The 26,818-nt window shown below is 30.2% G+C and carries 23 protein-coding genes and 10 tRNA genes; 30 read left to right on the forward strand and 3 right to left on the reverse strand.

The window, feature by feature from the left end; translation table 11 throughout:
* The 24 genes from ACH5BF_RS04125 to ACH5BF_RS04240 all read left to right on the forward strand — a co-directional run bounded on the left by ACH5BF_RS04125 (nucleotide 1) and on the right by ACH5BF_RS04240 (nucleotide 17,805).
* Nucleotides 1-76, forward strand: a tRNA-Val gene (locus ACH5BF_RS04125).
* Between the two features lie 10 nt (nucleotides 77-86).
* Nucleotides 87-161: transfer RNA gene (locus ACH5BF_RS04130), tRNA-Glu, on the forward strand.
* A 25-nt stretch (nucleotides 162-186) separates the two neighbouring features.
* Nucleotides 187-263: transfer RNA gene (locus tag ACH5BF_RS04135), tRNA-Asp, on the forward strand.
* Between the two features lie 15 nt (nucleotides 264-278).
* A tRNA-Lys gene (locus tag ACH5BF_RS04140) sits at nucleotides 279-354 on the forward strand.
* Nucleotides 355-359: 5 nt separating this feature from the next.
* Nucleotides 360-435, forward strand: a tRNA-Val gene (locus ACH5BF_RS04145).
* 10 nt (nucleotides 436-445) lie between these two features.
* Nucleotides 446-520, forward strand: a tRNA-Glu gene (locus ACH5BF_RS04150).
* 25 nt (nucleotides 521-545) lie between these two features.
* A tRNA-Asp gene (locus tag ACH5BF_RS04155) sits at nucleotides 546-622 on the forward strand.
* 15 nt (nucleotides 623-637) lie between these two features.
* Nucleotides 638-713 (forward strand) — tRNA-Lys (locus ACH5BF_RS04160).
* A gap of 5 nt (nucleotides 714-718) precedes the next feature.
* Nucleotides 719-794: transfer RNA gene (locus tag ACH5BF_RS04165), tRNA-Val, on the forward strand.
* Between the two features lie 22 nt (nucleotides 795-816).
* A tRNA-Asp gene (locus tag ACH5BF_RS04170) sits at nucleotides 817-893 on the forward strand.
* 115 nt (nucleotides 894-1,008) lie between these two features.
* Complete coding sequence (locus tag ACH5BF_RS04175) at nucleotides 1,009-2,592, forward strand: sensor histidine kinase (protein WP_423272907.1); 1,584 nt, start codon at nucleotides 1,009-1,011, stop codon at nucleotides 2,590-2,592.
* Nucleotides 2,573-3,235 carry a response regulator transcription factor gene (locus ACH5BF_RS04180; protein ID WP_423272908.1) on the forward strand — a complete coding sequence of 221 codons (663 nt, stop codon included), beginning with the start codon at nucleotides 2,573-2,575 and terminating at the stop codon, nucleotides 3,233-3,235. The genes ACH5BF_RS04175 and ACH5BF_RS04180 overlap by 20 nt, the downstream gene beginning before the upstream one ends.
* Nucleotides 3,236-3,415: 180 nt before the next feature.
* Nucleotides 3,416-3,670: a DUF4212 domain-containing protein gene (locus ACH5BF_RS04185; protein ID WP_423272909.1), complete on the forward strand. Its 255-nt coding sequence runs from the start codon at nucleotides 3,416-3,418 to the stop codon at nucleotides 3,668-3,670.
* Between the two features lie 10 nt (nucleotides 3,671-3,680).
* Nucleotides 3,681-5,576 (forward strand): sodium:solute symporter family protein, encoded by a 1,896-nt coding sequence (locus ACH5BF_RS04190; protein ID WP_423272910.1) that lies wholly within the window; start codon nucleotides 3,681-3,683, stop codon nucleotides 5,574-5,576.
* An 88-nt stretch (nucleotides 5,577-5,664) separates the two neighbouring features.
* Complete coding sequence (locus ACH5BF_RS04195) at nucleotides 5,665-7,482, forward strand: DUF294 nucleotidyltransferase-like domain-containing protein (RefSeq protein WP_423272911.1); 1,818 nt, start codon at nucleotides 5,665-5,667, stop codon at nucleotides 7,480-7,482.
* Nucleotides 7,482-8,114, forward strand: a complete 633-nt coding sequence (locus ACH5BF_RS04200) for a 3'-5' exonuclease (RefSeq protein WP_423272912.1) — start codon at nucleotides 7,482-7,484, stop codon at nucleotides 8,112-8,114. Before ACH5BF_RS04195 ends, ACH5BF_RS04200 begins: the two co-directional genes overlap by 1 nt.
* Nucleotides 8,115-8,344: 230 nt before the next feature.
* The gene (locus tag ACH5BF_RS04205; RefSeq protein WP_423272913.1) at nucleotides 8,345-8,659 is read left to right on the forward strand and encodes a DUF485 domain-containing protein; all 315 of its coding nucleotides are present in this window, start codon (nucleotides 8,345-8,347) and stop codon (nucleotides 8,657-8,659) included.
* A complete protein-coding gene (locus ACH5BF_RS04210) occupies nucleotides 8,659-10,308 on the forward strand; it encodes a cation acetate symporter (RefSeq protein ID WP_423272915.1) in 1,650 nt (549 codons plus the stop codon). Before ACH5BF_RS04205 ends, ACH5BF_RS04210 begins: the two co-directional genes overlap by 1 nt.
* Before the next feature lie 351 nt (nucleotides 10,309-10,659).
* Nucleotides 10,660-10,974 carry a DUF485 domain-containing protein gene (locus ACH5BF_RS04215; RefSeq protein WP_423272916.1) on the forward strand — a complete coding sequence of 105 codons (315 nt, stop codon included), beginning with the start codon at nucleotides 10,660-10,662 and terminating at the stop codon, nucleotides 10,972-10,974.
* Nucleotides 10,974-12,623: a cation acetate symporter gene (locus ACH5BF_RS04220; RefSeq protein ID WP_423272917.1), complete on the forward strand. Its 1,650-nt coding sequence runs from the start codon at nucleotides 10,974-10,976 to the stop codon at nucleotides 12,621-12,623. The genes ACH5BF_RS04215 and ACH5BF_RS04220 overlap by 1 nt, the downstream gene beginning before the upstream one ends.
* Before the next feature lie 183 nt (nucleotides 12,624-12,806).
* Entirely contained in the window at nucleotides 12,807-14,648 is a 1,842-nt protein-coding gene (locus tag ACH5BF_RS04225; protein ID WP_423272918.1) for a putative nucleotidyltransferase substrate binding domain-containing protein, read from the forward strand.
* Nucleotides 14,641-15,261, forward strand: a complete 621-nt coding sequence (locus ACH5BF_RS04230) for a 3'-5' exonuclease (protein WP_423272919.1) — start codon at nucleotides 14,641-14,643, stop codon at nucleotides 15,259-15,261. The genes ACH5BF_RS04225 and ACH5BF_RS04230 overlap by 8 nt, the downstream gene beginning before the upstream one ends.
* Before the next feature lie 317 nt (nucleotides 15,262-15,578).
* Entirely contained in the window at nucleotides 15,579-16,574 is a 996-nt protein-coding gene (gene pta, locus ACH5BF_RS04235) for a phosphate acetyltransferase (RefSeq protein WP_423272920.1), read from the forward strand.
* A 34-nt stretch (nucleotides 16,575-16,608) separates the two neighbouring features.
* Nucleotides 16,609-17,805, forward strand: coding sequence for an acetate/propionate family kinase (locus ACH5BF_RS04240; protein WP_423272921.1), 1,197 nt, complete (start codon nucleotides 16,609-16,611; stop codon nucleotides 17,803-17,805).
* An 82-nt stretch (nucleotides 17,806-17,887) separates the two neighbouring features.
* Here ACH5BF_RS04240 and sppA read toward each other — a convergent pair whose 3' ends face one another.
* From sppA to aroQ, 3 genes are read right to left on the reverse strand one after another with little or no spacing between them, the layout of a single operon-like run.
* The gene (gene sppA, locus ACH5BF_RS04245; protein WP_423272922.1) at nucleotides 17,888-18,778 is read right to left on the reverse strand and encodes a signal peptide peptidase SppA; all 891 of its coding nucleotides are present in this window, start codon (nucleotides 18,776-18,778) and stop codon (nucleotides 17,888-17,890) included.
* Complete coding sequence (mqnF, locus tag ACH5BF_RS04250; RefSeq protein WP_423272924.1) at nucleotides 18,771-19,994, reverse strand: aminofutalosine deaminase family hydrolase; 1,224 nt, start codon at nucleotides 19,992-19,994, stop codon at nucleotides 18,771-18,773. Before mqnF ends, sppA begins: the two co-directional genes overlap by 8 nt.
* Before the next feature lie 12 nt (nucleotides 19,995-20,006).
* On the reverse strand, nucleotides 20,007-20,477 hold the full coding sequence (gene aroQ, locus ACH5BF_RS04255) for a type II 3-dehydroquinate dehydratase (protein ID WP_423272925.1): 471 nt from the start codon (nucleotides 20,475-20,477) through the stop codon (nucleotides 20,007-20,009).
* 75 nt (nucleotides 20,478-20,552) lie between these two features.
* Here aroQ and ACH5BF_RS04260 point away from each other — a divergent pair, with 75 nt between their 5' ends.
* The 6 genes from ACH5BF_RS04260 to ACH5BF_RS04285 all read left to right on the forward strand — a co-directional run bounded on the left by ACH5BF_RS04260 (nucleotide 20,553) and on the right by ACH5BF_RS04285 (nucleotide 26,812).
* The gene (locus ACH5BF_RS04260; RefSeq protein WP_423272926.1) at nucleotides 20,553-21,578 is read left to right on the forward strand and encodes a M24 family metallopeptidase; all 1,026 of its coding nucleotides are present in this window, start codon (nucleotides 20,553-20,555) and stop codon (nucleotides 21,576-21,578) included.
* 28 nt (nucleotides 21,579-21,606) lie between these two features.
* Complete coding sequence (gene folK, locus ACH5BF_RS04265) at nucleotides 21,607-22,092, forward strand: 2-amino-4-hydroxy-6-hydroxymethyldihydropteridine diphosphokinase (RefSeq protein ID WP_423272927.1); 486 nt, start codon at nucleotides 21,607-21,609, stop codon at nucleotides 22,090-22,092.
* A gap of 57 nt (nucleotides 22,093-22,149) precedes the next feature.
* Nucleotides 22,150-23,250 (forward strand): tRNA 2-thiouridine(34) synthase MnmA, encoded by a 1,101-nt coding sequence (gene mnmA / locus ACH5BF_RS04270; protein ID WP_423272928.1) that lies wholly within the window; start codon nucleotides 22,150-22,152, stop codon nucleotides 23,248-23,250.
* A 294-nt stretch (nucleotides 23,251-23,544) separates the two neighbouring features.
* Nucleotides 23,545-24,582: a tRNA 2-thiouridine(34) synthase MnmA gene (mnmA, locus tag ACH5BF_RS04275; protein ID WP_423272929.1), complete on the forward strand. Its 1,038-nt coding sequence runs from the start codon at nucleotides 23,545-23,547 to the stop codon at nucleotides 24,580-24,582.
* Between the two features lie 148 nt (nucleotides 24,583-24,730).
* Nucleotides 24,731-25,663: a ribose-phosphate pyrophosphokinase gene (locus ACH5BF_RS04280; protein ID WP_423272930.1), complete on the forward strand. Its 933-nt coding sequence runs from the start codon at nucleotides 24,731-24,733 to the stop codon at nucleotides 25,661-25,663.
* A 57-nt stretch (nucleotides 25,664-25,720) separates the two neighbouring features.
* A complete protein-coding gene (locus tag ACH5BF_RS04285) occupies nucleotides 25,721-26,812 on the forward strand; it encodes an OmpA family protein (protein WP_423272931.1) in 1,092 nt (363 codons plus the stop codon).
* The last annotated feature ends 6 nt before the right edge of the window (nucleotides 26,813-26,818 follow it).

The following is a 26,818-nucleotide window of genomic DNA, read 5'->3' on the forward strand; positions in this document are numbered from 1 at the left end:
GGTCGATTAGCTCAGTTGGTAGAGCGCTACCCTTACAAGGTAGATGTCAGTGGTTCGAGTCCACTATCGACCACCATTATTATGTTGGCCCCTTCATCTAGCGGTTAGGATCCATGGTTTTCATCCATGTCACAGGAGTTCGAGTCTCCTAGGGGTCACCATTATATAAAAATTTCTAACATTAGTGCGGATGTAGTTTAGTTGGTTAGAATGCCTGCCTGTCACGCAGGAGGTCGCGAGTTCGAGTCTCGTCATCCGCGCCACTTTAAAATAAGAGCGACCCGTTAGCTCAGCTGGTAGAGCATCTCCCTTTTAAGGAGGTGGCCGAAGGTTCGAATCCTTCACGGGTCACCATTACCGGTCGATTAGCTCAGTTGGTAGAGCGCTACCCTTACAAGGTAGATGTCAGTGGTTCGAGTCCACTATCGACCACCATTATTATGTTGGCCCCTTCATCTAGCGGTTAGGATCCATGGTTTTCATCCATGTCACAGGAGTTCGAGTCTCCTAGGGGTCACCATTATATAAAAATTTCTAACATTAGTGCGGATGTAGTTTAGTTGGTTAGAATGCCTGCCTGTCACGCAGGAGGTCGCGAGTTCGAGTCTCGTCATCCGCGCCACTTTAAAATAAGAGCGACCCGTTAGCTCAGCTGGTAGAGCATCTCCCTTTTAAGGAGGTGGCCGAAGGTTCGAATCCTTCACGGGTCACCATTACCGGTCGATTAGCTCAGTTGGTAGAGCGCTACCCTTACAAGGTAGATGTCAGTGGTTCGAGTCCACTATCGACCACCACTTTCCTAATATATTAAATCATGCGGATGTAGTTTAGTTGGTTAGAATGCCTGCCTGTCACGCAGGAGGTCGCGAGTTCGAGTCTCGTCATCCGCGCCATGATTTAAAATTTCCCATTTATCTTTTAATAATTTATTTAATCCTCCAATAAAAGTATTATTTTATAAAAAAAAGGCTATCCTATTATAGTTTAATTTCAGGAAGCAAGAAATAAATGTTTAAAGCAAAAAGTTTATACCATCTCATCGTTTACAGTATTCTATTTATTGTAGTATTAATCTCTTTTTTTACTTTTATTATAATTGATAATGCACATGATGAACTACAAGAAAAGATTGTGGCATTAAAAGAAGATTTTACAAATAATCAAAAAGAACTTCTAAAAAATGACATAAACTCTATTATAAGTTTCATAGACTATTATCACAATAAATATAAAGACATTAAAACAGAAGAACAAATTAAAACAGAAGTTTTAGAAGCTATTTCTCAAATGAAGAAAAGCAAAAGTATCAGTGATTATATATTTATTTATGATTTTAATGGTGTTTTACTTTATCATCCTGTTGCAAAAAGCAGTATTGGTGATAATAGAATTAATATGAAAGACAATAATGGAAAATTTGTAATAAAAGAACTTATTGAAAATTCTAAAAAATCTAATGGCGGATATGTTGAATATATTTGGTATAAGCCAGATATTAGTAAAGATGCCAATAAAATCTCATACTCTAATTCATATAATCAATGGAATTGGACTGTAGGTAAAGGTGTTTACTTAGATGAAATTGATCAATTGGTTAGAGAAAAGAACGAAGAATATAATCAAAAGATGTCTGATTATACTTTACAAATAACATCACTTACAATAATGTTAGTTTTATATTCAATATTTATTTACAAAAATGCAACTATTTTAATAGTAAACGACGTAAAAGAAATTGGTAAATACTTTAAAGAATCACAAAATACAGATAAAGAAATAGATCAAAATAGAATTATATTTGGTGAATTTAAAGTCATTGCAAACTATGCAAATGATGCAATGACAAATATAAAGCTAAAAACGCATATGTTAGAAGACTTAAACAAAAATCTTGAGTATAAAGTTGATGAAAAGACAAAAGAGCTTACAAAACTAATACAATCACAAAAAGATTTTATTAAAAACTCTGTTCATGAAATTAATACGCCTTTATCTATTATTCAAACAAATATAGATTTATTAAAGATGAAAGTTCCAAATAATAAATATATTACTCATATTGAATCTGGTTCAAAAATCATTCAGTATATTTATGATGATTTATCTTATTTAATCAAAAAAGATAGAGTTATTTATGAAAAAGAGTATTTAGACTTTTCAAAAATATTAATCCATAGAATTGATTTCTTTGATGAAATTGCAGTATCAAACTCTTTATATTTCATTAGCAATATAGAAGATGATATTTATATCAAGTTTAATAAGACTGAATTACAAAGAATTATTGATAATAATCTTTCTAATGCTATTAAATACTCTTTTCCTAAGTCACCGATTTTTGTTAGGTTAGATTATATAAATGATAAGGAGGTTGAGTTCTCAGTATGTACAAACTCCAAGAAAATAGAATCACAAGAGAAGATCTTTGATGATTTCTACAGGGAAAATAGTGCAAGAGGTGGCTTTGGCTTAGGATTAAAAATAGTAAGAGACATTTGTGATAAAAACAGTGTTGCTATTAAGCTAAAGTCTAATGATAAGGAAACAAAATTTACATATAGGTTTAAGATAAATGAAGATACTACTACTTGAAGATGAATTAATGTTAAATAACGCCATTTGTGAATATTTAAGAGGTATTGGACATATGGTAGAGAATTTTACTGATGGTCAAGATGCCATTGATAATATTGATACTTCTTTTGATTTATTGATATTAGATATAAATGTTCCATCAAAAGATGGTTTTACAATCCTTGAAGATTTAAATAAAAAGAAAATATATATTCCTACTATTTTTATTTCTGCGTTAATAGATATAGAAGATATTTCAAAAGCATATGAACTTGGAGCTAGAGAATATCTAAAAAAACCATTCCATTTAGAAGAACTTGGAATTAAAATAAATCTTATTCTAAAAAAAGAACAAAGTAATACTTCTCATATTAGATTCTCTGAGAACTATTCTTACTCAAAAGATAAGCAAACACTATATTTTAATGGTGAACCACAAAGCTTAACTAAAAAACAATTAGAGATTATTCATATATTAGCTCTTAATATTAATATGATTGTGGACTTTGAAAGGTTTAGAATTGACATCTGGGATGGTGAAAATATTGACAATCCTACGATTAGAGCTGAAATTTCACGATTAAAGAAAGCACTTAAAGAAGACTTTATCAAGAATATCAGAGGTTTAGGCTACAAAATTGACAGATATTATTCTTCTTAATAAACTACCATAAAATGGCTCTTCTAGAGTCATTTTGCTACGTTAATCCTACTTTCAAAAAAACTTTTAAAAATTTTTTTTCAATTGCTACCTTTTTGCTATCTACACTTATTATACTTTCAATGTTAGATTATTAAACGCATTTAAGTTTAATATCAAAATCAATAAGGAGAGCAGAATATGAGTCCAGAAAAAGCACAAGCATACTGGAAAGAAAATATTTCAATGATTCTTAAACTATTAGTAGTTTGGTTCATTGTTTCTTTCGGATGTGGAATTTTATTCATAAATGAACTTAACGCTATTGAAATCAGTGGTGTTAAATTAGGTTATTGGTTTGCACAACAAGGTGCAATTTATGTATTTGTTGTATTAATTTTTATTTACGTAAAAGTTATGGCAAATATAGATGAGAAATATGGCGTAAGCGAATAGGAGTTTAAAGATGGAATTACAATCATTAATTTACCTGTTCGTAGGTATTTCATTTGCAGTATACATTGGTATTGCACTTTGGGCAAAAGCTGGTTCAACTAAGGACTTCTATGTTGCTGGTGGTGGGGTTCACCCAGTAGCGAATGGTATGGCAACAGCTGCAGACTGGATGTCAGCTGCTTCATTCATTTCTTTAGCAGGTATTATTTCATTTAAAGGTTCTGATGGTGGAGCTTACTTAATGGGATGGACTGGTGGATACGTTCTACTAGCTATGTTATTAGCACCTTACTTAAGAAAGTTTGGTAAGTTTACTGTTCCTGATTTCGTTGGTGATAGATACTACTCTGATACTGCAAGATTAGTTGCAGTTATTTCAGTAATCTTCGTTTCGTTCACATATGTTGCTGGACAAATGAGAGGTGTTGGTATCGTATTCTCTAGATTCTTACAAGTTGATGTAAATACTGGTGTATTAATTGGTATGGCAATTGTATTCTTCTACTCTGTTCTTGGTGGTATGAAGGGTATTACATATACACAAGTTGCACAATATGTAGTAATGATTTTTGCATACATGATTCCTGCAATTTTCTTATCATTACAAGTTACTGATACGTTCTTACCACAGTTAGGTATTTTCGGTCAAACTACATTTGCATTTGATTCAGGAGTTCAAGTTATTCCAGAAGGCACATACTTGCTGCATGCACTTGATACAGCCGTTTCAGATTTAGGTTTCAATGACTATACTCAACCAGGTAACTTATGGAATATGTTCATGTTAACTACAGCATTAATGTTAGGTACTGCTGGTCTTCCACACGTTATCGTTAGATTCTTTACAGTTCCAACTGTACAAGATGCTAGAATTTCTGCTGGATGGGCATTAGTATTTATTGCTATCATGTATACAACTATTTCAGCTGTTGCTTCATTCTCAAGAGTGAACTTAATTAAAAACTTACAAAATACTGAGTATAAAGCGTTTGTTGCTGGTGAGTTAAAACATGCAGATGGTACTCCAAATGATGGTAACTGGTTTAAAACTTGGGAAAATGGTGGATTAATCGCATGGAATGATAGAAATGGCGATGGTAAAATCCAATATGCTACTGGAAAAGCTTTCGAAGGTGGAAAAGGTAAGCCTGCATTCGATGGTGAAAAAAGAGCAGAAGATGGTCATAGATTAACTACTAACCCAATGGGACCTGCGTCTGAAGCTGAATTAGCTAAAGGTAATGGAATCGCAAATGAGTTATATGTTGATAGAGATATTATGGTACTTGCAAACCCTGAGATTGCAAACTTACCAAACTGGGTAATCGCATTCATCGCAGCTGGTGGACTTGCAGCAGCATTATCTACAGCAGCAGGTTTATTACTTGTAATTGCTTCAGCAATTTCTCATGACTTAATGGGACAAGTATTATTTAAAGATAAAGAGACTGGTAAATCTACATTAAACGAGAAAACTGAGTTAATGTGGGCAAGAGTTTCAGCAGTAGCTGCAATTTGTGTTGCTGGTTACTTAGGAATCAACCCTCCAGGATTCGTTGCACAAGTTGTTGCGTTCGCATTTGGTTTAGCGGCAGCAGCATTCTTCCCAACAATTATCCTTGGTGTATTTGATAAGAGAATGAACAAAGAAGGTGCGATTGCAGGTATCTTAACTGGATTAATTTTCACATTCGGTTACATTATCTACTTCGTATTCTTAGGTGGAGATCCAAAAGATTACTTCTTAGGAATTCATCCAACTGGTATTGGTACAATTGGTACACTTCTTCACTTAATCGTGGCGATTGTTGTATCTAGAATGACACCAGAACCACCTCAAGAGATTCAAGATCTAGTTGAGTCTATTAGACTTCCGAATAATGCGGGAGAGGCTCACGACCACTAAAACAAGTATACCTTCGGGTATACTTTTAGTGTTTTTTTATGTTATTATTCTTTTACTAATATAAAAAAATACTAACAAGGAGACTTATATGAGTCTACGAGATCAAGAAGCTTTTTTATCAAAAATTCACCCTTTTGAAGTATTATCGCAAGAACAATTAGATACTTGTATCAAACATATGGATATCGCTTATTATCCAAAAGATTCTGTACTAATTAGTCCTGAAAAAATTCCCAACTATTTTTTTATCATAATAAAAGGTACTGTTTACGAATATAAAGAAGATGAAATTGTTATGGATTATCATCAACAAGACTCTTTTGATGCTAACTCACTGATATATGGTGAAAGTAAAAATACTTTTAAAGTTCATGAAGATTTAATCTGTTATGAATTAGAGAAAAAAACTTTTTTAAATCTAATTGAAAATAATAAAGCTTTCAAAGATTTCTTTTTAGAAAACCTTGTAAATAGAATTAAAACATTAAAAGATAAAGAGTACACATCTCAACTATCATCATTTATGATAGCAAAAGTTGATGATGCATTAGTACATGAAGCATGTATTGTAGAAGAGAATACAAAACTATTAGATGCAATTGAAAAATCTATGGAGTACAAAACTTCAACTATTATTGTAAAAAAAGATGATGGTGAATTTGGGATTATTACTGATTCTCTTCTTAAAGTAAAAGTATTATTACAAGGTAGAGACTTAACTATTCCAGTAAAAGATATTGCAATTTTCCCTTTAATGACAGTTTTCCATGATGATTATTTATTTGATGCACTTTCTGTTTTAATAAAAAGAAATATTAAAAGAGTTGGAGTTATAAATTCACAAGGTGAAATGCAAGGAATTTTAGAACAAATTGATGTACTTTCACATTTTGCGAACAACACTTATATAGTTGATACACAAATTAAAAAGTCTAACAATATTGAAGATTTAAAAAATGCAAGTAAAGATTTATTAGGTATTATAAAATCACTTCAAGCAAAAGGTGTTAAGGTTCATCATATTTCAAATTTAATTGGTCAATTAAATACAAAAGTTTATAAAAAACTTTATAAATTAATTCTTCCTGAAGAGTTACAAAAAGATGCTTGTTTTATTGTAATGGGTAGTGAAGGAAGAAATGAACAAATTATAAAAACAGATCAAGATAATGCATTAGTTGTAAAAAATGGTGTTGATGTTGAGCAATATAGACCATATATGGAAAAAATGACTGAAACATTAATTGATTTTGGTTACCCTCCATGTGAAGGTGATATTATGGTTTCAAACCCATTTTGGTGTAAAACAGCTGATGATTATAAGAAAGAAACAGCTAGATGGATTGAAGCACCTGATATGCAAAACTATATGGACTTAGCAATATTCTTTGACTCATATGCAGTTGCAGGAGATAAAGAACTTTTAATTAATTTAAAAGATGATTTATTCAATAAATTACATGATAAAGATGTATTTATGGCATATTTTGCAAAAGCAACTTTGACATTTGACACGCCAAGCACAGTTGCTAATTTTATGACTAAAAAACATACTATTGATATTAAAAAAACTGCTGTTTTTCCTATAGTTCAAGGAATTAGAAGTTTAGCATTAAGAGAAAGAATTAGAGAAACTACTACAGTTCGAAGAATTAAAATTCTAGAACAAAGAAAAATTCTAGAAAAAGATAAAGCTGCTGAACTACTTGAAGCTTTTGATGTTGTAAATACACTAAGGTTAAATGCTCATTTAAATTATTTACAAGAAAATAAAAAAGTTATAAATGAAATTGATACTCACTCTTTAGGTAAAATTGAAAGGGACTTACTAAAAGACTCTTTTAAAATTGTAATTGATTTCAAAAAATTTATTACATATACATTCAAAATAGATAAGATTTCGTAATGTTCTCAAATTTAATTAAAAATTGGAAAAAAAGATCTTTAAAAGATAAAAAATATGAATATCTTTTTGATGAACCGAAAAAAAATGAATATGTATGTCTTGACTGTGAAACAACAGGACTTAGTCCTAAAAAAGATGAAATACTTTCAATTGGTGCAGTTATTATAAAAGAGAATAAAATATTAATGAGAAAAACACTTAATATTTTTGTAAAACCCTCAAAAAAAATAGATGCTGAATCAATTAAAATCCATCACATTAGACCAATTGATTTACAAAATGCAATAGATCCAAAAGATGCAATTTATGAACTATTAGACTTTATAGGTAATCGACCAATTGTTGGCTACTATATTAACTTTGATGTTGCAATGATTTCAAAATATACAAAAAGATATATTGGAATTAGTCTTCCAAATGAAAAGATTGAAGTCTCTTCAATGTTTTATAAAACAAGAAAAAAATCTAGTGAATATGAATTTATTGACTTAAAATTTGACACGATAATGAAAGAGTTAGATCTTCCTGCTCTTGGAAAACATGATGCATTAAATGATGCAATTATGACCTCAATGATGTTCTTAAAACTTAAAGACTTAACTCCAGCTAAAACTACATTTTACACAAATTAAAAAAGAGAATTTTTATATAAAAAACTTCTCTTTTTTTAGCTTCTAAAAGTTACACTTGCAAATTTATTGAATTAAATTCAACTTAAATTACTAAAATGATACTTCCTTATAAATTTATATATGTATAATTGTTGTTATTTTTATTTAAATGCTACACTAATGCTATTTTCGCTATTTTCAAGGGAATTTAGTATTCTTAAATTTGAATAAAATAACTAAGGAGGCAAAAAATGAATGATGAGTTAGTACAACGAATCAAAAACAACCCTAAATATCAGGAGTTGGTAGAAAAGAGAAATGGGTTCTCTTTAAAGTTAGCTATTTTTGTATTAGTAATGTTCTATGCATATATTTTAACAATTGCATTTGAACCAACATTACTTGGTATAAGAACTGGCGAAGGTGTGATGACTATTGCATTTCCTATTGCAGCAGGTATTATTATTGTTGGATTTATTACAACACTAGTTTATGTAAAAAGAGCTAATGGTGAATTTGAAGATTTAACAAATGATATTAAAGAAGATGTAAAGGACTTAATGTAATGCTAAGAATATTAACACTTATTTCAATTTTCGCTGTAGCAATGTTTGCTGCAGGTGATGCTAACTTCGAAGCTACAAAAAGAGAATTAAATATTCCTGCGATTATTATGTTCTTTATTTTTGTTGGTGGTACTTTAGGTATTACATACTGGGCAGCTAAGAAAACTAAATCTGCATCTGACTTCTATACAGCAGGTGGAGGAATTTCTGGATTCCAAAATGGTATGGCAATTGCTGGTGACTACATGTCTGCAGCATCATTCTTAGGTATTTCTGGACTTGTTTACTTAAGTGGTTATGACGGTTTAATTTATGCAGTTGGATTCCTAGTTGGATGGCCTGTAATTTTATTCTTAATGGCTGAGAAATTAAGAAACTTAGGTAAATTTACATTTGCAGATATTGCTGCTTATAGATTAAGCCAAAAAGAGATTAGAACATTAGCAGCATTTGGTTCATTATCAGTTGTTACTTTATACCTTATTGCACAAATGGTTGGTTCAGGTAAACTGATTCAAGTATTATTTGGTTTAGAGTACGAGTACGCAGTTATCCTAGTTGGTGTTATGATGATTATTTACGTAACGTTTGGTGGTATGTTAGCTACTACTTGGGTTCAAATCATTAAAGCCGTATTATTACTTTCAGGTGTAACTTTCATGGGCTTCATGGTACTAAGTCACTTTGGATTCTCTTTTGAAGCACTAGCTACAAAAGCTGTTGAGACACATGAAAAAGGTCAAGCAATTATGGAGCCAGGTGGATTTATTTCTGATCCTATTTCAGCTATTTCTTTAGGTATGGCCTTAATGCTTGGTACTGCTGGTTTACCTCACGTACTAATGAGATTCTTTACTGTTGGTAATGCTAAAGAGGCTAGAAAATCTGTTGTTTATGCTACTGGATTTATCGGTTACTTCTACTTAGTAATTGCTGTAATTGGTTTAGGTGCAATCGTATTCTTAAACTCTGATGCAGGTGCTGCTTACTTTGTTGATGGTAAGTTATTTGGTGGAAACAACATGGCTGCTATTCACTTATCACATATTGTTGGTGGAAATGTATTCTTAGGATTCATCTCAGCTGTTGCATTTGCTACAATCTTAGCAGTTGTTGCAGGTCTTACTCTTGCTGGTGCATCTGCAATTTCACATGATATTTATGCTTGTGTAATTAATCCAAATGCTACAGAAGAGCAAGAAATTAGAGTTTCTAAAATCGCTGTTATTACTATTGGTGTAATTGGTGTTGTACTTGGTATTGCATTTGAAAACCAAAATATCGCATTCATGGTTGGTCTTGCATTTGCTATTGCTGCATCTGCTAACTTCCCTATTTTATTCTTATCTATTTACTGGAGAGGATTAACAACAAGAGGTGCTTACATTGGTGGATTTATTGGTTTAGCAACTGCTGTTATTTTAGTTGTAATCGGACCAATCGTATGGGTTCAAATTTTAGGAAATGAAGAAGCTTTATTCCCTTATAAACACCCTGCTCTATTCTCTGTAACTGTTGCATTCCTTGCAATTTGGTTCTTCTCGAAAACAGATAATTCTCAAAGAGCAAAAGACGAAAAAGAATTATTTGAAGCTCAAAATGTTAGAGCAAACACTGGAATTGGTGCAGCAGGAGCTGTTGATCACTAATTCTAAATTACTAAAGAGATTTTTCTCTTTAGTAACATTTTTATAACAACTATTACTAATATTCACACTAAAATACAATTTATAAATCACTTTCTGAAACTATTAAATTTTACTTAAAAAACATAATTAATTCTAATATATAATCATAGCATTTTGTGTTACTTTTTTACATTTTTTACATTTTATTTACATATTTAATCAATTTTTTTTAAGTTTAAATAATTTTTTGTATGTATAATGAATAGTGTTTTTTCTTATTTGCTACTCTAATGCTATATAAATATTAGTTTTAGTGCAAGTAAGAATTAGTTTTATGCATAATTTTTATGCAATAACGAAAAAGGAAGCAGAATGAACGAAAAGTTAGTAGAGAGGATTGACAATAACCCTAAATATCATGAGCTTGTTTCAAAAAGAAATAGCTTTGGTATCAAATTAGGGATATTTGTATTAGTGATGTTTTATGCATATATCTTAACAATTGCATTTAACAAAGAAATTTTAGCAACAAAAATAGGTGATGGTTTAACAACTATTGCATTTCCTATTGCATTAGCTATCTTAGTTATCAGTTTTATCACAACAGTGATTTATGTTAGAAGAGCAAATGGGGAGTTTGAAGACCTAACAAATGAAATTAAAGAAGATGTAAAGGATTTAGTGTAATGTTTAGAATTTTAGCGCTTATTTCAGTTATTGCTTTAACAGCATTTGCAGCAGGTGATGCATCTTTTGAAGCTACAAAAAGAGAATTAAATATTCCTGCAATTATTATGTTCTTCATATTTATTTTAGGAACATTAGGTTTAACATACTGGGCAGCAAAAAAAACAAAATCTGCTAGCGACTTCTACACAGCTGGTGGAGGAATTACAGGTTTTCAAAATGGTTTAGCAATTGCAGGTGATTATATGTCAGCAGCTGCGTTCTTAGGTGTATCTGGTCTTATTTACATGAAAGGTTATGATGGAGTTATCTATGCTGTATCATTCTTAGTTGGTTGGCCAATTATTCTTTTCTTCATGGCGGAGAAGTTAAGAAACTTAGGTAAGTTTACATTTACAGATATTGCTGCATATAGATTAGGTCAAAAACAAATCAGAACATTAGCTGCATTTGGTACTATCTCTGTTGTTATATTATACCTTATTGCACAAATGGTTGGTGCTGGTAAACTAATTCAAGTTTTATTTGGTATGGAGTATGAATTTGCAGTAATCCTTGTTGGTGTTATGATGATTATTTACGTAACATTTGGTGGTATGCTTGCAACTACATGGGTTCAAATTATCAAAGCATGTTTACTTTTATCTGGTGTTTCATTTATGGCTATCATGGTTCTATATCACTTTGATTTTAGTTTTGAATCTTTAGCTGTTTCTGCAGTTGAAAATCACAGTGCAGGTGAATCAATTTTAGCTCCAGGTGGATTTATTTCTGATCCTATTTCAGCTATTTCTTTAGGTATGGCTTTAATGCTAGGAACTGCTGGTCTTCCTCACGTATTAATGAGATTCTTTACAGTTGGTAATGCTAAAGAAGCTAGAAAATCTGTTGTTTATGCAACTGGTTTTGTTGGGTACTTCTGGATTATTATTACAATCGTTGGTTTTGGTGCAATTGCTTTCTTAAACTCTGATGCAGGTGCTGCGTACTTTGTTGATGGTAAGTTATTTGGTGGAAACAATATGGCATCTATTCACTTATCACACATGTTAGGTGGTAATGCATTCCTAGGATTTATTTCAGCTGTTGCATTTGCTACTATTTTAGCAGTTGTTTCTGGTCTTACATTATCAGCAGCAGGTGCTATTTCACATGACCTTTACGCAAATGTAATTAACACAAACTCTACAGATGAGCAAGTTGTTAAAGTATCTAGATATACGGTTGTTTTAGTTGGTATTGTTGGTGTTACTTTAGGTATTGCATTTGAACAACAAAATATTGCTTATATGGTTGGTCTTGCATTTGGTATTGCAGCATCTGCTAACTTCCCAATTTTATTCTTATCAATTTATTGGTCTCAATTAACAACAAGAGGAGCATTCTTAGGTGGATTATGTGGTCTTATCTCTGCTGTTACACTTGTAATTGTTGGACCAATTGTATGGGTACAAATCTTAGGAAATGAAGAAGCTTTATTCCCTTATAAACACCCTGCTCTATTCTCTGTAACAATTGCGTTTGTTGCTATTTGGTTCTTCTCTAAGACAGATAGTTCTGAGAAAGGTAAAGCAGAAAAAGAATTATTCAAAGCTCAAAATATTAGAGCAAATACAGGTATTGGTGCAGCAGGAGCTGTTGATCACTAAGCCTTTTAAAATATCAAAGAACTTCGTTTCTTTGATATTTATTATTACTTACTAAATTTTAAAATCTTTCTTATAAACATATTATAAAAATTTCTTATATCTTTTTTTACACTATTTAATTCTAGTAATTATTATTTTATTTTTTATTGGCTAAAATATATTAAGATAAATTAGGAAGCATAAATGAGTATATTAGAACAAAAAGCATTTTTAAGTTCAATTCATCCTTTTGAACATTTAACAAAAGTTCAACTAGATGAATTTTCAGAACATATTGACATTGTATATTTTAAAAAAGATGAGATAATACAAAAACAAGGGGAAGAACCTAAGTTTTTATATTTTGTATTAAAAGGTATTGTTCAAGAGAAACAAGAAGATGAAGTTTTATCTATCTTTTCAAAAAATGAACTATTCGATGCTATTTCATTAATTGAAAACTATTCAAAACATACATTTGTTACAGCACAAGAAACAATCTGTTATTCTCTACCAAGAGAAGTATTTATAAAAACGCTACATGCAAATTCTGAATTAGAGAGTTACTTTTTTCAATCTATTTCTCAAAAGTTAAACAATCACATAAACCAAGAAAAAAACAAAGAAATTGCAAATATCATGGTTGCAAAAGTAAAAGACGCAAATGTGCATAGAGCAGTAATCACAGATACAAACAAAACTATTTTTGAAGCAGCAACAATAATCAAAGAAGAAAAAGTTCCTACTCTACTTCTAAAAGATGAAAATGAAGAGCTATATATTGTTACAGATTCTGATTTTAGACAAAAAGTAATTTTAAATAGAATGGACTTTGATGACAAAATTGTAAAAATTGCAACAAAAGGTTTAGTTTATGTAAATGAAAACGACTTCTTATTTAATGCTCAACTTATCATGGCAAAACATGGTCTAAAAAGAGTTGTTGTAAGAAATGACCAAAATAAGATAGTTGGAATATTAGACCAAATATCTTTATCATCATTCTTCGCAACAAATACTTTTTCTGTATCAAATGAAATTGTTAAAGCAGAAACAATTGAAGAGCTAAAAGTAGCATCCCTATCATTTATTAAAATTGTTAAGTCATTAAATGCAAAAGGTGTAAAAATTGAATTTATTTCTAAACTAATAAATCAACTTAATAAAAAGCTTTTAGCAAAACTATTTAGTTTCCTAGCACCCGAAGAACTAAAAGGTAAATCTTGTTTAGTTGTAATGGGTAGTGAAGGAAGAAGTGAACAAATACTAAAAACGGATCAAGATAATGCATTAATTCTTGATGATGATTGCCAAATTAGTGATGAGAAACTAAATGAGTTTACTCAAAAGTTTACACAAACACTTGTGGATTTTGGTTTTCCTAGATGTGAAGGGAATATCATGGTTTCAAATCCATATTGGACAAGAAGAAAAAAAGATTTTAAAGATTTAATCTACTCTTGGGTAAATGAACCTTCTCCTGATAATATGATGAATACTGCAATTTTCTATGATTCTATTTGTGTTGCAGGAAATAAACAAATTATTTTGAATTTGAAAGAGTACTTATTTAATGTTGTAGGAAATACACAAACTTTCAATTCACAGTTTGCAAAAGTAATTACAAATTTTGATGTTCCATTAGGATTTTTTGATGGATTTGTTTTTGACAGTGATGATAAAGAACACAAAAATGAACTAGATATTAAAAAAGGTGGTATTTTTATTTTAGTTCAAAGTGTTAGAGCCTTATCTTTAGAGAAAAAACTTTTTAATACAAATACTACTAAAAGAGTTAAGGCACTAAAACAGTTAGGTGTATTTGATGATGAGTTTGCACAAGAAGTTATTATGGCATTTAACTTTTTATCAAGTCTAAAACTAAAATCTAACCTTGAAAAAATTGATAAAAAAGAGAAAATTGATAATTATATCAATCCTGATGATTTAAATACAATGCAAAAAGACTTATTAAAAGACTCTTTCAAAATTGTAAATAAGTTAAAAAAGAAATTAGAATACCACTTTAAGTTGAATTATGTTTAGAACAATAAAAAACTATTTTAATAAGAAAAATTTAAAAGATGAAAAATATCTATACTTATTTGATAAACCACACGAAGATGAGTATGTTTGTTTTGATTGTGAAACAACAGGTCTTGATCCTAAAAAAGATGAAATTATTTCAATTGGAGCAGTAATTATAAAAGACAATACTGTAGTTTCAAGTAGAAAGTTTGTAAAGTTTATTAAACCTAAAACAAAACTTCAAGAAGATGCAATAAAAGTTCATCATATCAGAGAGATGGATTTAGAAGATGCATTAGATATTGATGATGTTATTTACGAATTTTTAGAGTATATTGGAAATAGAACTTTGGTTGGATACTATTTAGAGTTTGATATAGCAATGATTGATAAGTATTTAAAACCAAGACTAGGAATTAACTTACCAAATAAAAGAGTAGAAGTTTCTGGTATTTATCATGACTATAAAATTGAAACAATTCCACAAGGAAATATCGATTTAAGATTTGATACTATTATGAATGAACTTGAAATTCCATTTATGGGAAAACATGATGCTTATAATGATGCTCTTATGACATCACTAATTTTTCTTAAGCTTAAGAATATTCCAAAGTTAAAAATAAGCTAAATTTCTAAAAAGTGTAACCTTTTGACAAAAGTACTACATTTACTTTTGTCAATTACTAATAACGCTAAATTTTTATTCATTTTGTACAACTTTAGTACAAACAATATGTAAAATATAACACTCAAAGCCCAATTAGAGCATATTTTATTACGATTTTTCACATTTTGATTTTTTTATAAATATTATGTATATTTTATGTACTTTTTGAAAAATATAATATACAATATAAACGATCAAGATTATAAACCAATGCTATTTTTTTGCTACGGTTATAAATTATAATCTTTCACAAGTTTTAAAGTAGAAAGGATAACTTAATGGGTTTAATTAAAAGCATTAAAGAAAAAGCAAAGTTACAGTTAAGAACTATCGTTCTTCCAGAGACAGAAGATGAGAGAGTATTAAAAGCTACTCAAAAAGTTCTTGAAGAGAAAACTGCAAATGTTATATTAATTGGTAATGAAGAAACAATCAAATCTGATGCTTCATCATGTGATGCGAACATTGAAGGAGCAACAATTGTTGACCCTAAAAAGTTTGAAAACATTGATAGATATATTGATGAATTAGTTGAACTTAGAAAGAAAAAAGGTTTAACAAGAGAAGAAGCTACTGAAATCATGTTAAACGAGCCAAGATTCTTTGGTTGTATGATGGTAAGACTTGGAGATGCTGATGGTCTAGTTGCTGGATCAAACTCACCAACTGCTGATGTTTTAAAAGCTGCTATTCAAGTTATTAAAACTGCACCTGGTATTAACACAGTTTCATCTGCATTTATTATGGAGACAGCTGATGGTAAATTTGGTGATAATGGATTAATTTTATTTGCAGACTGTGCAGTAATTCCTGAGCCAAATGCTGAGCAATTAGCTGATATTGCTTGTGCTACTGCTGCTACTGCTAATTCTGTTGTTGGATTAGATCCAAGAGTTGCAATGTTATCATTCTCAACAAAAGGAAGTGCAAACCACCCATTAGTTGATAAAGTACAATACGCTGTAGATATTTTACAAGAAAGAAATGTTGATTTCTCATTTGATGGTGAGATGCAAGCTGATGCTGCTATCGTTGAAGCAATTGGAGCTAAAAAAGCACCAGATTCAGAAGTAGCTGGAAAAGCAAATGTTCTTGTATTCCCTGATTTACAATCAGGTAACATTGGTTACAAATTAGTTCAAAGATTTGCTGGAGCTGCAGCACACGGTCCAGTTGTTCAAGGTTTAGCAAAACCAGTTAATGACCTATCAAGAGGTTGTTCAGTTGACGATATCGCGAACTTAGTAGCTATTACAGCAACACAAATCAAATAATTAAAACGAAATAAAATTTAAAAGGAAGCAAAATATGTTAGTATTTATCTTAAACGCAGGAAGTTCATCTCTTAAGTATCAATTAATGAACCCAGTTAATAAAAAAGTATTCGCTCAAGGTTTATGTGAAAGAATTGGTATTGACGGTGTATTAAAGCACGAGTTCGGTGAAAATGAAATTGAAATCAAAGTTGATATGCCAACTCATAAAGAAGCTATTGAGTCTGTATTAACTACTTTAACTTCAGGAGAAGGAAAAGTTATTGATTCAATTAATGACATTGAAGCAATCGGACACAGAGCTGTACACGGTGGAGAAGAGTTCTCTGGTTCTGTTTTAGTTACTGAAAAAGTTATTGAAACAATGAAAAGATTAATTCCTTTAGCACCATTACATAACCCAGCAAATATCTTAGGTATGGAAATTTGTCAAGATTTAATGCCAGGTAAACCAAATGTAGCTGTATTTGATACTGCATTCCACCAAACTATGCCTGATTACGCTTATATGTATGCTTTACCATATGACCAATATACTAAACATGGTATTAGAAAATATGGTTTCCACGGAACTTCTCACTTCTTCGTATCAAATGAAGCTAGACAAATGTTAGACAAAAAGAAAAATACTAGAATCATCGTATGTCACTTAGGAAATGGTTCTTCTGTTTCTGCTGTATTAGATGGTAAATCAATTGATACTTCTATGGGTCTTACTCCTGTTCAAGGTTTAATGATGGGAACAAGAGCTGGTGATGTTGGTGCTGGTGCATTACAATACATGATGAGCCAAGAAGGTTTAACAATTGATGAAGCATTAAATATCATGAACAAAAAATCTGGTATCGTTGGTATTTCTGGAAAGTCTTCTGACTTAAGAGAAGTATTAGATGGTGCTGCAGCTGGTGATGATAGATGTAGATTAGCAATTGATATGATTGCTTACAAAATCAAGCACTATGTTGGAGCTTATGCAGCTGCATTAGATGGTGTAGATGCTATTTGTTTCACAGGTGGTATTGGTGAAAATGCATCATTAATCAGAGAAAAAGTTTGTGCTGGTTTAGACTTCATGGGATTAGTTCTTGATCCAGTAAAAAATAACAAGAGATCAAAAGAAGCTAGAGATATCGCAACTCCAGGTTCACAAGGAAGAATCTTTGTTATTCCTACAAATGAAGAGTATGTAATTGCAAATGATACTTACAAAGTAGTTACAGGTACTAACTAATCTATAAATATATAGATAAATAAAAAAGGGTGAAGTTTTAACTTCACCCTTTTTTTATACCTATTAAAAAAATATATTTGAACTAATAAGCTTTTAATGAATTAACAAAACTCATAGAAATTTTAGAAACTGTTTCATTTATGATTTTATCCATAAACTTTTCAAACTTATCTTGTTTTTTCCAGATTGGATATTCAACTTTAGCAAGTGTTTCTAATTTTGTTTTAGCATATGAAATAGTAGCAACCTCATCAACAAGGCCTACTTCTTTTGCCTGCCTAGATGTAAAAACTCTAGCATCTGCAAATTTAGTATGATCTTCTATTTTTAATCCTCTAGCATTTGCAACATCTGTAATAAACATATTATATGTATCATCAATTATTGATTGTAGTTGATCTTTTTCATAATCAAACCATTTTCTAGTTGGTGTTCCTGATTCTTTATATTTACCAGCTTTTACAGTTTGAGTTGAAATACCAATTTTTGCCATTAACTCTTCTGTATTAACACCTTGCATAATCACACCAATTGACCCTACCATACTTCCAGGATTTGCAACAATCTCATTTGCCCAAATAGAAGCATAATATGAACCACTTGCAATTACACCACTTGCATATACAACTACTGGTTTTACTTCTTTTAACTCTTTTATAGCATATGCTAATTCAACAGATGGAGCAACAGCGCCGCCAGGAGAATTAACTTCAAGTAAAACACCTTTAATATTATCAGATTCTTTTGCTTTTTGTAATTCTTCTAAAGTTTTATTAACATCTAATATAGGTCCAAATAAAACTATTTTCTGTAAATTTGCTACTTCATAAGTGCCTTTAGTCTCACTATTATTACCTGTACCATATACAATAAAATATACTATTGTTAAAAAAACTATTGTTTTAAAATATTTAGTAATAAAATCTAATACAGCAATAATTGGATAAAAAAGCTTTTTAATAAAATTAAACATCTTCCCCTCCTATTATTGTTTTATTTACAAATTTAGTATGTAAAATTATATGCATTGCTAAATCTTCTTTTTCACTTACATTATCAGGTAATGTAAAAGATATAATATCAGCATCTGCATCTTTTTTTAAGATACCTTTGTTTAAACCAAGAGCTTTTGCTCCACCTGTAGTAGCAGCACTTAAAAGCTTTTTAGATAAAGCTAAAATATTTTCATCCACATGGATCATTAAAGCATTTCTTAATTCATCAAAGATTGATAAGGAGTTATTTGAACTTAAACCATCTGTACCAATACTTAAATTTATTTTATTAAGTCTACTAATATCTAATTTTGTATTATTTAAAACTCTATTTGATGTAACACAATGGTTTATTGTTGCATTTAAAGACTCAATCTTTTTTAAATCATCACTGCTTGCTTCTACACAATGCGTAAATGAAAGTTTTTCAACTCCATTAAACTGATTTAAAAACTCCATTGGTTTTGTTACAGCTTTATCTTGTCCCAAAAAGTTTTTGAAAAAATCAATAAATAAACCTTCATCTTTATGTAACCACTCAAACTCTTCTGGTGATTCTAAAAAATGTGAACTTACTGCTAATTTATCTTTTTTTGCAATATTTAAACTCTCTCTTATTAAAAAAGGGTGTACTGAATATGGTGAATGAATTGCTACTGCTGGGATTAAATTTGAACTTGCATGTTTCTTAACAGTTTCAAGTCTTGCTTTAAAATCAGCAAATAATGTATCAACCATATCTGCTTTACTTCCTATTACTTCACAAAAAAACACTTTATTTAATGGAGATGTTAAACAAGCTTCTAAATCAAAAGAGTATGATGAAATAGCACCAATCGTAGTAGTACCAGTTTTTTTCATCTTTTTTAATTTTTCTTCAATAAGCTTTTTATTTGCTTTTTCTATTAATGTATCTCTATTTTTAATAACTGAATTTAACCAATTCATAAAATTACCATATTTTAAAGTCGTTGAGTTTGCACTAAACTCTAAATGAACATGAGAATTTATAAGCCCTGGCATTAAAACAGAGTTTTCTTTTTCTTCTTGAATTTCTATATCTGGATATTTTTTTTGGATATTTTCTTTTGTGTCTATGTCTATTATTTTATCAGAAAAAACAATAGCACCATTCTCAATGATGCTGTTGTTTTCATCGCAGGTAACAACCCACTTTGAACTTAAGATTTTCATAAATTTTTAAATTTATTGAGCGTTTTGTGCAGACTCTTCTACAGCTTTAATTTCAGAGATGATTTGCATTAAAGCTATAAGTCCCATGTGATATCCAAATGGTCCAAATCCAGTAATTACACCAGTTGAAGCTCCTGCTGTAATTGATTTTTGTCTAAATTCTTCTCTTTTATAAATATTTGAAATATGAACTTCTACTGTTGGTAATTCAACAGCTGATAATGCATCTTTAATTGCAATCGAAGTATGAGAGAATGCTGCTGGGTTAATCATGATTCCATCAACCTCACCTAAACACTCTTGAATTTTATCAACAATTTCACCCTCTAAGTTTGATTGGAAAAACTCTAACTCTACTCCATTTTGACTTGCTGCATTTTTTAACTGTTCATGAATTTGTTCTAAACTCATTGGACCATAAATATGTTGTTCTCTAATTCCTAACATATTTAGGTTTGGCCCTTGAATTACTGCTATTTTCATATTAGATTCCTTTTATAAAATTTAGGTAAGATTATATTTAAATTTATGTTAAACCCTACCAAAGAAAGAGAGATTATGAAAAATTTTATTTTATTAAATGAAAATGCTATTTACTTTGAAGCCAATTTTTCATGCGACAATGTGATTTTTTTAAATTTAGGTGAAGATAAATACTTTATTACAGATGCTAGATATACTATTGAAGCTCAAGAATATACAAAAAACTGTGAAGTTATAGAATCTAACAATTTAATACTTACAGCTCAAGAAATATTAAAAAAGAATAAGATAAAAAAGATAGTTTTTGATCCAAATGATTTTAAATACGCTACTTATACAAATCTTACTGCTGAGTTGAAAACTCAATTTATACCAAAAGCAAACTTTTCAAAAGAAAAAAGAATTATAAAGTCTGATAAAGAGATTGAATATTTAAAAAAAGCTGCAAAATTAGGAAGAAAAGGTTTTGATAATTTAGCTAAATATATTAGAAAAAATGGTTTTAATCAAACAGAAGAGTTTTTACATTTTAAAGCTATTGAAAAAATGAGTCAAACTGGAAAATTAGAACTTAGTTTTGACCCAATTGTTGCAATAAATAAAAATGCAGCCAAACCTCATGCCCTACCAACTAGTAAAAAACTAAAACTAAATAATCTACTTTTAGTAGATGCAGGTGTAAAGTACAAAAGATACTGCTCTGATAGAACATGCACATCAAATGCAAACTTTGAAAATTTCACTTTTAAAAGAGAGCAAAAATTCAAAAATAAAAAACATCAAAAGATTTATGATTTAGTATACAAAGCCCAATTAAATGCAATTGAGAATGCAAGAGTTGGAATGAAAGCAAGTCAAATAGACAAACTTACAAGAGATATAATTGAAAAAGCTGGTTTTGGAAAATACTTTGTACACAGTACAGGTCATGGTGTTGGTTTAGACATTCATGAATTCCCAAATATTAATTCTAAATCTGATGTAATTATTGAAGATAACATGGTGTTTACAATTGAACCTGGAATTTATTTACCAGATGAATTTGGTGTAAGAATTGAAGACACTGTTGTTATGAAAAATGGTAAAGCAATTATTCTTTAAATTGTAATAGAATTCAAAAGAGAGAAATTTGAAAAAAAAATTAAATGAAAATTTAACCCTTTATAAAACTTCTAACTTTCCTTTTTATTCAAAAAGAGAGTCTAAAAAAAGATATACTGTAACTATAGGTATAGGGGGTAATATTGGTGATGTTAAAAAAACTTTTGATAAGTTATTCTTATCTTTAAGTCAAAACACTAAATTTGATATACTTATGACAAGTCCATTGCTTAAAAATCCTCCTTTTGGTTATTTAGAGCAAAATGACTTTTTAAATGGTATAATAGTAATTAAAACTAATCTTGCACCTAACGAGTTTCTTAAAAACATGCAAAGATTAGAGAATAGATTTGGAAGAAAACGATCCTTTCAAGATGCGCCTAGAACATTGGATATAGATATTATATTTTTTGATAAGAAAAAAATTAATACAGAACAACTTATTATCCCTCACAAAGGCTGGGCAAATAGAGAATCAGTGATTATTCCTTTAAACTATATAAAGAGTATGTAATATTCTTAAATTAAAAAATAAATCATATATAAATTTTTATTTCTAGAAAGGTAAAGAATGAAGAAAAAAGTAGTTGTTGGAATGTCAGGTGGTGTTGATTCTTCTGTTACAGCATTACTATTAAAACAACAAGGTTATGACGTAGTTGGCTTATTCATGCGAAATTGGGAGTATGGAATCAAAGGAAGCCAATGTCCTAATAGAATAGAGTTTGAAGATGCAAAAAAAGTTGGAGAAGTAATAGGAATTGAAGTAAAAGGTAAAGACTTTGTTGCAGAATATAGAAATAAAGTCTTTGATGTATTTTTAGAAGGTCTAAAAAAAGGTCTTACTCCAAACCCTGATATTTTATGTAATAGAGAAATTAAATTTAATGTATTTTTAAATGAAGCAAAACAAATGGGTGCTGATTTCATTGCAATGGGACATTATGCAAAAATTGGTAAACATAAAGACCATTTTGTATTAGATACTCCAAAAGATAGTTCAAAAGACCAAAGTTATTTTTTACATGCATTAACTAGTGAACAGCTTTCTCATGCTATGTTTCCACTTGGAGATTTAACTAAAAAAGAAGTTAGAGAAATTGCAAGAGAGCATAATCTACCTGTAAGTGATAAAAAAGACAGTACTGGTATTTGTTTTATTGGAAACCAAAGATTTGATGATTTTATTACACAGCATCTAAAAGCTATTCCTGGTGATATTATAGATGAGAATGGAAAAGTTTTAGGGAAGCATAAAGGTCTTATTTGTTACACATTAGGTCAAAGAAAAGGTATTGGTCTTGGTGGGATTAAAGAACTTGAAGGTGAAAACAATACTCACAAAGCATGGTATGCTGCCAAAAAAGATATTAAAAATAATACACTAACAGTTGTTCAAGATACAAACCATCCACTGCTTATGAGTGAATATACAGAAGCTAGTCATATGCATTGGGTACTTGAAGAGGCTCCAAAAGTTGGTGATAAATTAATGGCTCAAGTTAGATATAGACAACACAAACAAGCTTGTACAGTTGTTGAAGCAGATGAAAATAGAGTTCTAGTTAAATTTGATACACCACAAAGAGCTGTAACATTAGGACAAAGTCTTGTTTTATATGAAGGTGATTACTGTTTAGGTGGTGGTTTTATTAGTAATTATTACTCATAAAAAAACTCATTTAAAATCTAAATATATTAGCATGGGGAAACTCCCCTGCTACAATCTTTACAAAATAATCCAAATAATCCCATAAAATATTTTTAAATGCTATAATTCCGCTTTATCTTAATCCCTAACATTAAGATTAAATATGGAAGAAAGCGATCCTTTCAAGATGCGCCTAAAACCAAGATTAAATATTATATTTTTAATAGTAAAAAAGAAGGACATAAATGTCCCTCATAAAATTGGGCAAATAGAGAGTCAGTGATTATTCCTTTTAAATAAATAAAAAGGATAAAAATGAACAAAAAAAAAGTAATGGTAGGTATGAGTGGAGGAATTGATTCGTCAGTTACAGCTTATATGCTACAAAAAGATGGATTTGAAGTTGAAGGTTGTTATTTAAAACTTCACAATAGAACCGATGGATACCATGAAAAAAATCTAGCTTATATCGAAGATGTTGCAAAATTTTTAGGCATCAAATATCATATTTTAGATTTAGCAGATGATTTTTCTAAAGAAGTTTATGATTATTTTGTAGACTCATATCTAGAAGGAACTACACCTAATCCATGCGTAAAATGTAATAGACAAATTAAATTTGGTGCTATGTTAGACTTTGCAAAAAGTCATGGAGCCCAGTTCCTAGCAACAGGACATTATGCTAAAACAGATGGAAAATTTTTCTATGAAGCTGATGATAAAACTAAGGATCAAAGCTACTTTTTATCACAAGTAAGCCCTGATGCACTAGCTTTTATGATGTTTCCTTTAAGTACTTATAAAAAAGAAGATATCTTAAAGTTCGGAGCAGAACTTGATGTTGCTTACAAAAGAATTACAGAAAAAAATGAGTCTCAAGAGATTTGTTTTGTTGAAACTGTATATACAGATGTAATAAAAAGACATGCAAATATTGACCAACCAGGAAAAGTTTTAGATGAAGAAGGAAATGTAGTTGGTGAACACAAAGGATATGCTCATTACACTATAGGTAAAAGAAGAGGATTTACAGTTTATGCAGCCCAAGAGCCTCACTTTGTTACAAAACTAAATGCAAAAGACAATACTATTACAGTTGGTAAAAAAGCTGCATTAGAAGTTAATGAAGTTATTGCAAATAACCTTAACATGTTTATTAAAGAAAATAATTTTAAAGCTACTGTAAAATTAAGATATAGAGCAGCTTCAAGCCCTTGTGAAGTTGAAATTAAAAATAATAAAGCAATTATTAAACTTAATGAACCAGCATTTGGTGTTGCAGCAGGACAACTTGCTGTATTTTACGATAACGAAAAAGTTATTGGAAGTGGATGGATTGAAGCTTCAAAATAATTTAATATAAAATAAGATTAGATTATATTCTAATCTTATTTTTGATTTTAAAACTTAAACTAAACTATAAAAAAACACCTAACATTTCATTAAGTACTCTTTAGATAAAATCACGACATACTAACAACAATCATTCAAGGAAAATTATATGTCAACATTTAAGCTTTTTAGTGGTTCAGCAAACCCTGAGTTTACAGAAAAGGTTGCGGAATATTTAGGTGTTCCAGTTTCAAGTGCTACTTTAAATAGATTTAGTGATGGAGAAATCTCTGTTCAAATTACAGAGAGTGTAAGAGGTCAAGATGTATTTATCGTTCAACCAACTTGTGCTCCAGCTAATGATAACTTAATGGAACTTCTAATTATGGTTGATGCACTAAAAAGATCAAGTGCTAAGTCAATTTCAGCAGTAATTCCATACTACGGTTATGCAAGACAAGATAGAAAAGCAGCTCCTAGAGTTCCAATTACAGCAAAATTAACAGCTGATTTATTAGAAGCAGCAGGAATTGATAGAGTTGTAACTATTGATTTACACGCAGCACAAATTCAAGGTTTCTTTAACATTCCAGCAGACAACTTATTTGGTTCAATTTTATTTGTAAACTATATCAGATCTAAAAACTTAAAAAACCCAATTATTGCAAGCCCAGATATTGGTGGTGTTGCAAGAGCTAGATCTTATGCTGATAAATTAGGATATGACTTAGTAATTGTTGATAAAAAAAGAGAAAAAGCAAATGTATCTGAAGTAATGAATATCATTGGTGAAGTAAAAGGGAAAGATGTTATACTTGTAGATGATATGGTAGATACAGCTGGAACTTTAGTAAAAGCGGCAGAAGTATTAAAGAAAAAAGGTGCAAATTCTGTAATGGCATGTTGTACTCACGGAGTACTATCAGGACCTGCTTATGACAGAATTGAAAAAGGTGTATTAGACGAATTAGTTGTTTCAGACACAATTCCTACACAAAAAAATGCTAAAAAGATTACTGTTTTATCGGCTTCAACTATGATAGGTGAAACTATCAGAAGAATCCATAATAACGAATCTGTAAATTCAATTTTTATTGCTTAATAATAAATCAATACATTTATTGTTATAATTTTGAAAATTATCAAACAAGGATAAATTATGAAAAAAATCATTCTATCTACAATTGCATGTGCATCAATGATGCTATCTGCAAACGCAGCTGAGTACAAATACGAAATTACTCCAATGTATTCAACAGCATTTGCTGAGCATAATACAGACTTACCAAAATCTTATGGAAGTGCTGGTCTTGCAATTGGATTTAATCAAACTGATTCAATTTTTGATCAAGTAGAAGTTGGTTTCTTAAGATCAATTGAAGATGTAAACTATCAAAATGTAGCAAATAGAGACACAGGTGTTACAAGAGTATTTACTAACTTAATCAAAGAGTACGAATTAAACTCAACTTACAGCTTATATGCATTAGTAGGTGCAGGTGTTGAGTACTTTGAAGATGAATTTGCTGGTAATGAAAATGGACTTTTTGGTAACTATGGTGCTGGTGTAAAAATCAAGTTCTATGAAGATATGGCTGTTAAAGTTGATTTAAGACATGCTATTGAAACTGACCATGGTGATAATACTTTATTATACAATGTTGGATTATCAATTCCATTTGGAAAAGTTGCTGCTCCAGCTCCAGTTGTAGAAAAAGTAATAGAGCCTGCACCACTTGATTCAGATAACGATGGTGTAATTGATGCAAATGACAAATGTCCTAATACAGTTGCAAATGCAATCGTAAACGCACAAGGTTGTGAATTAGATGATGATAAAGATGGTGTAGTTAATAGATTAGACCAATGTCCAAATACTATGGCTGATGCAAAAGTTGACACTGTAGGATGTATGACATTAGTTGATTTAAAAATTAACTTTGACAATAACTCTGCAAAAATTAAAGAGCAATACTCTTCAAAAATTGTAGAATTTGCAAATGTTATGAAAAACAACACAAAATTAAAAGCAACAATTGAAGCTCATACTGACTCAATTGGAAGCAAAGCTTATAATCAAAAATTATCTCAAAAAAGAGCGAACTCAACAATTAAAGCTTTAACTGAATTAAATGTTGATGCTTCTAGATTAAATGCTGTTGGTTATGGTGAAACAAAACCAGTTGCAACTAATAAAACTGCTGAAGGTAGAGCAGAGAATAGAAGAGTTACTGCTGTAATTTCTAAATAATTTTAG

Source organism: Arcobacter pernae (assembly GCF_049472135.1).
Lineage (GTDB): Bacteria > Campylobacterota > Campylobacteria > Campylobacterales > Arcobacteraceae > Arcobacter_B.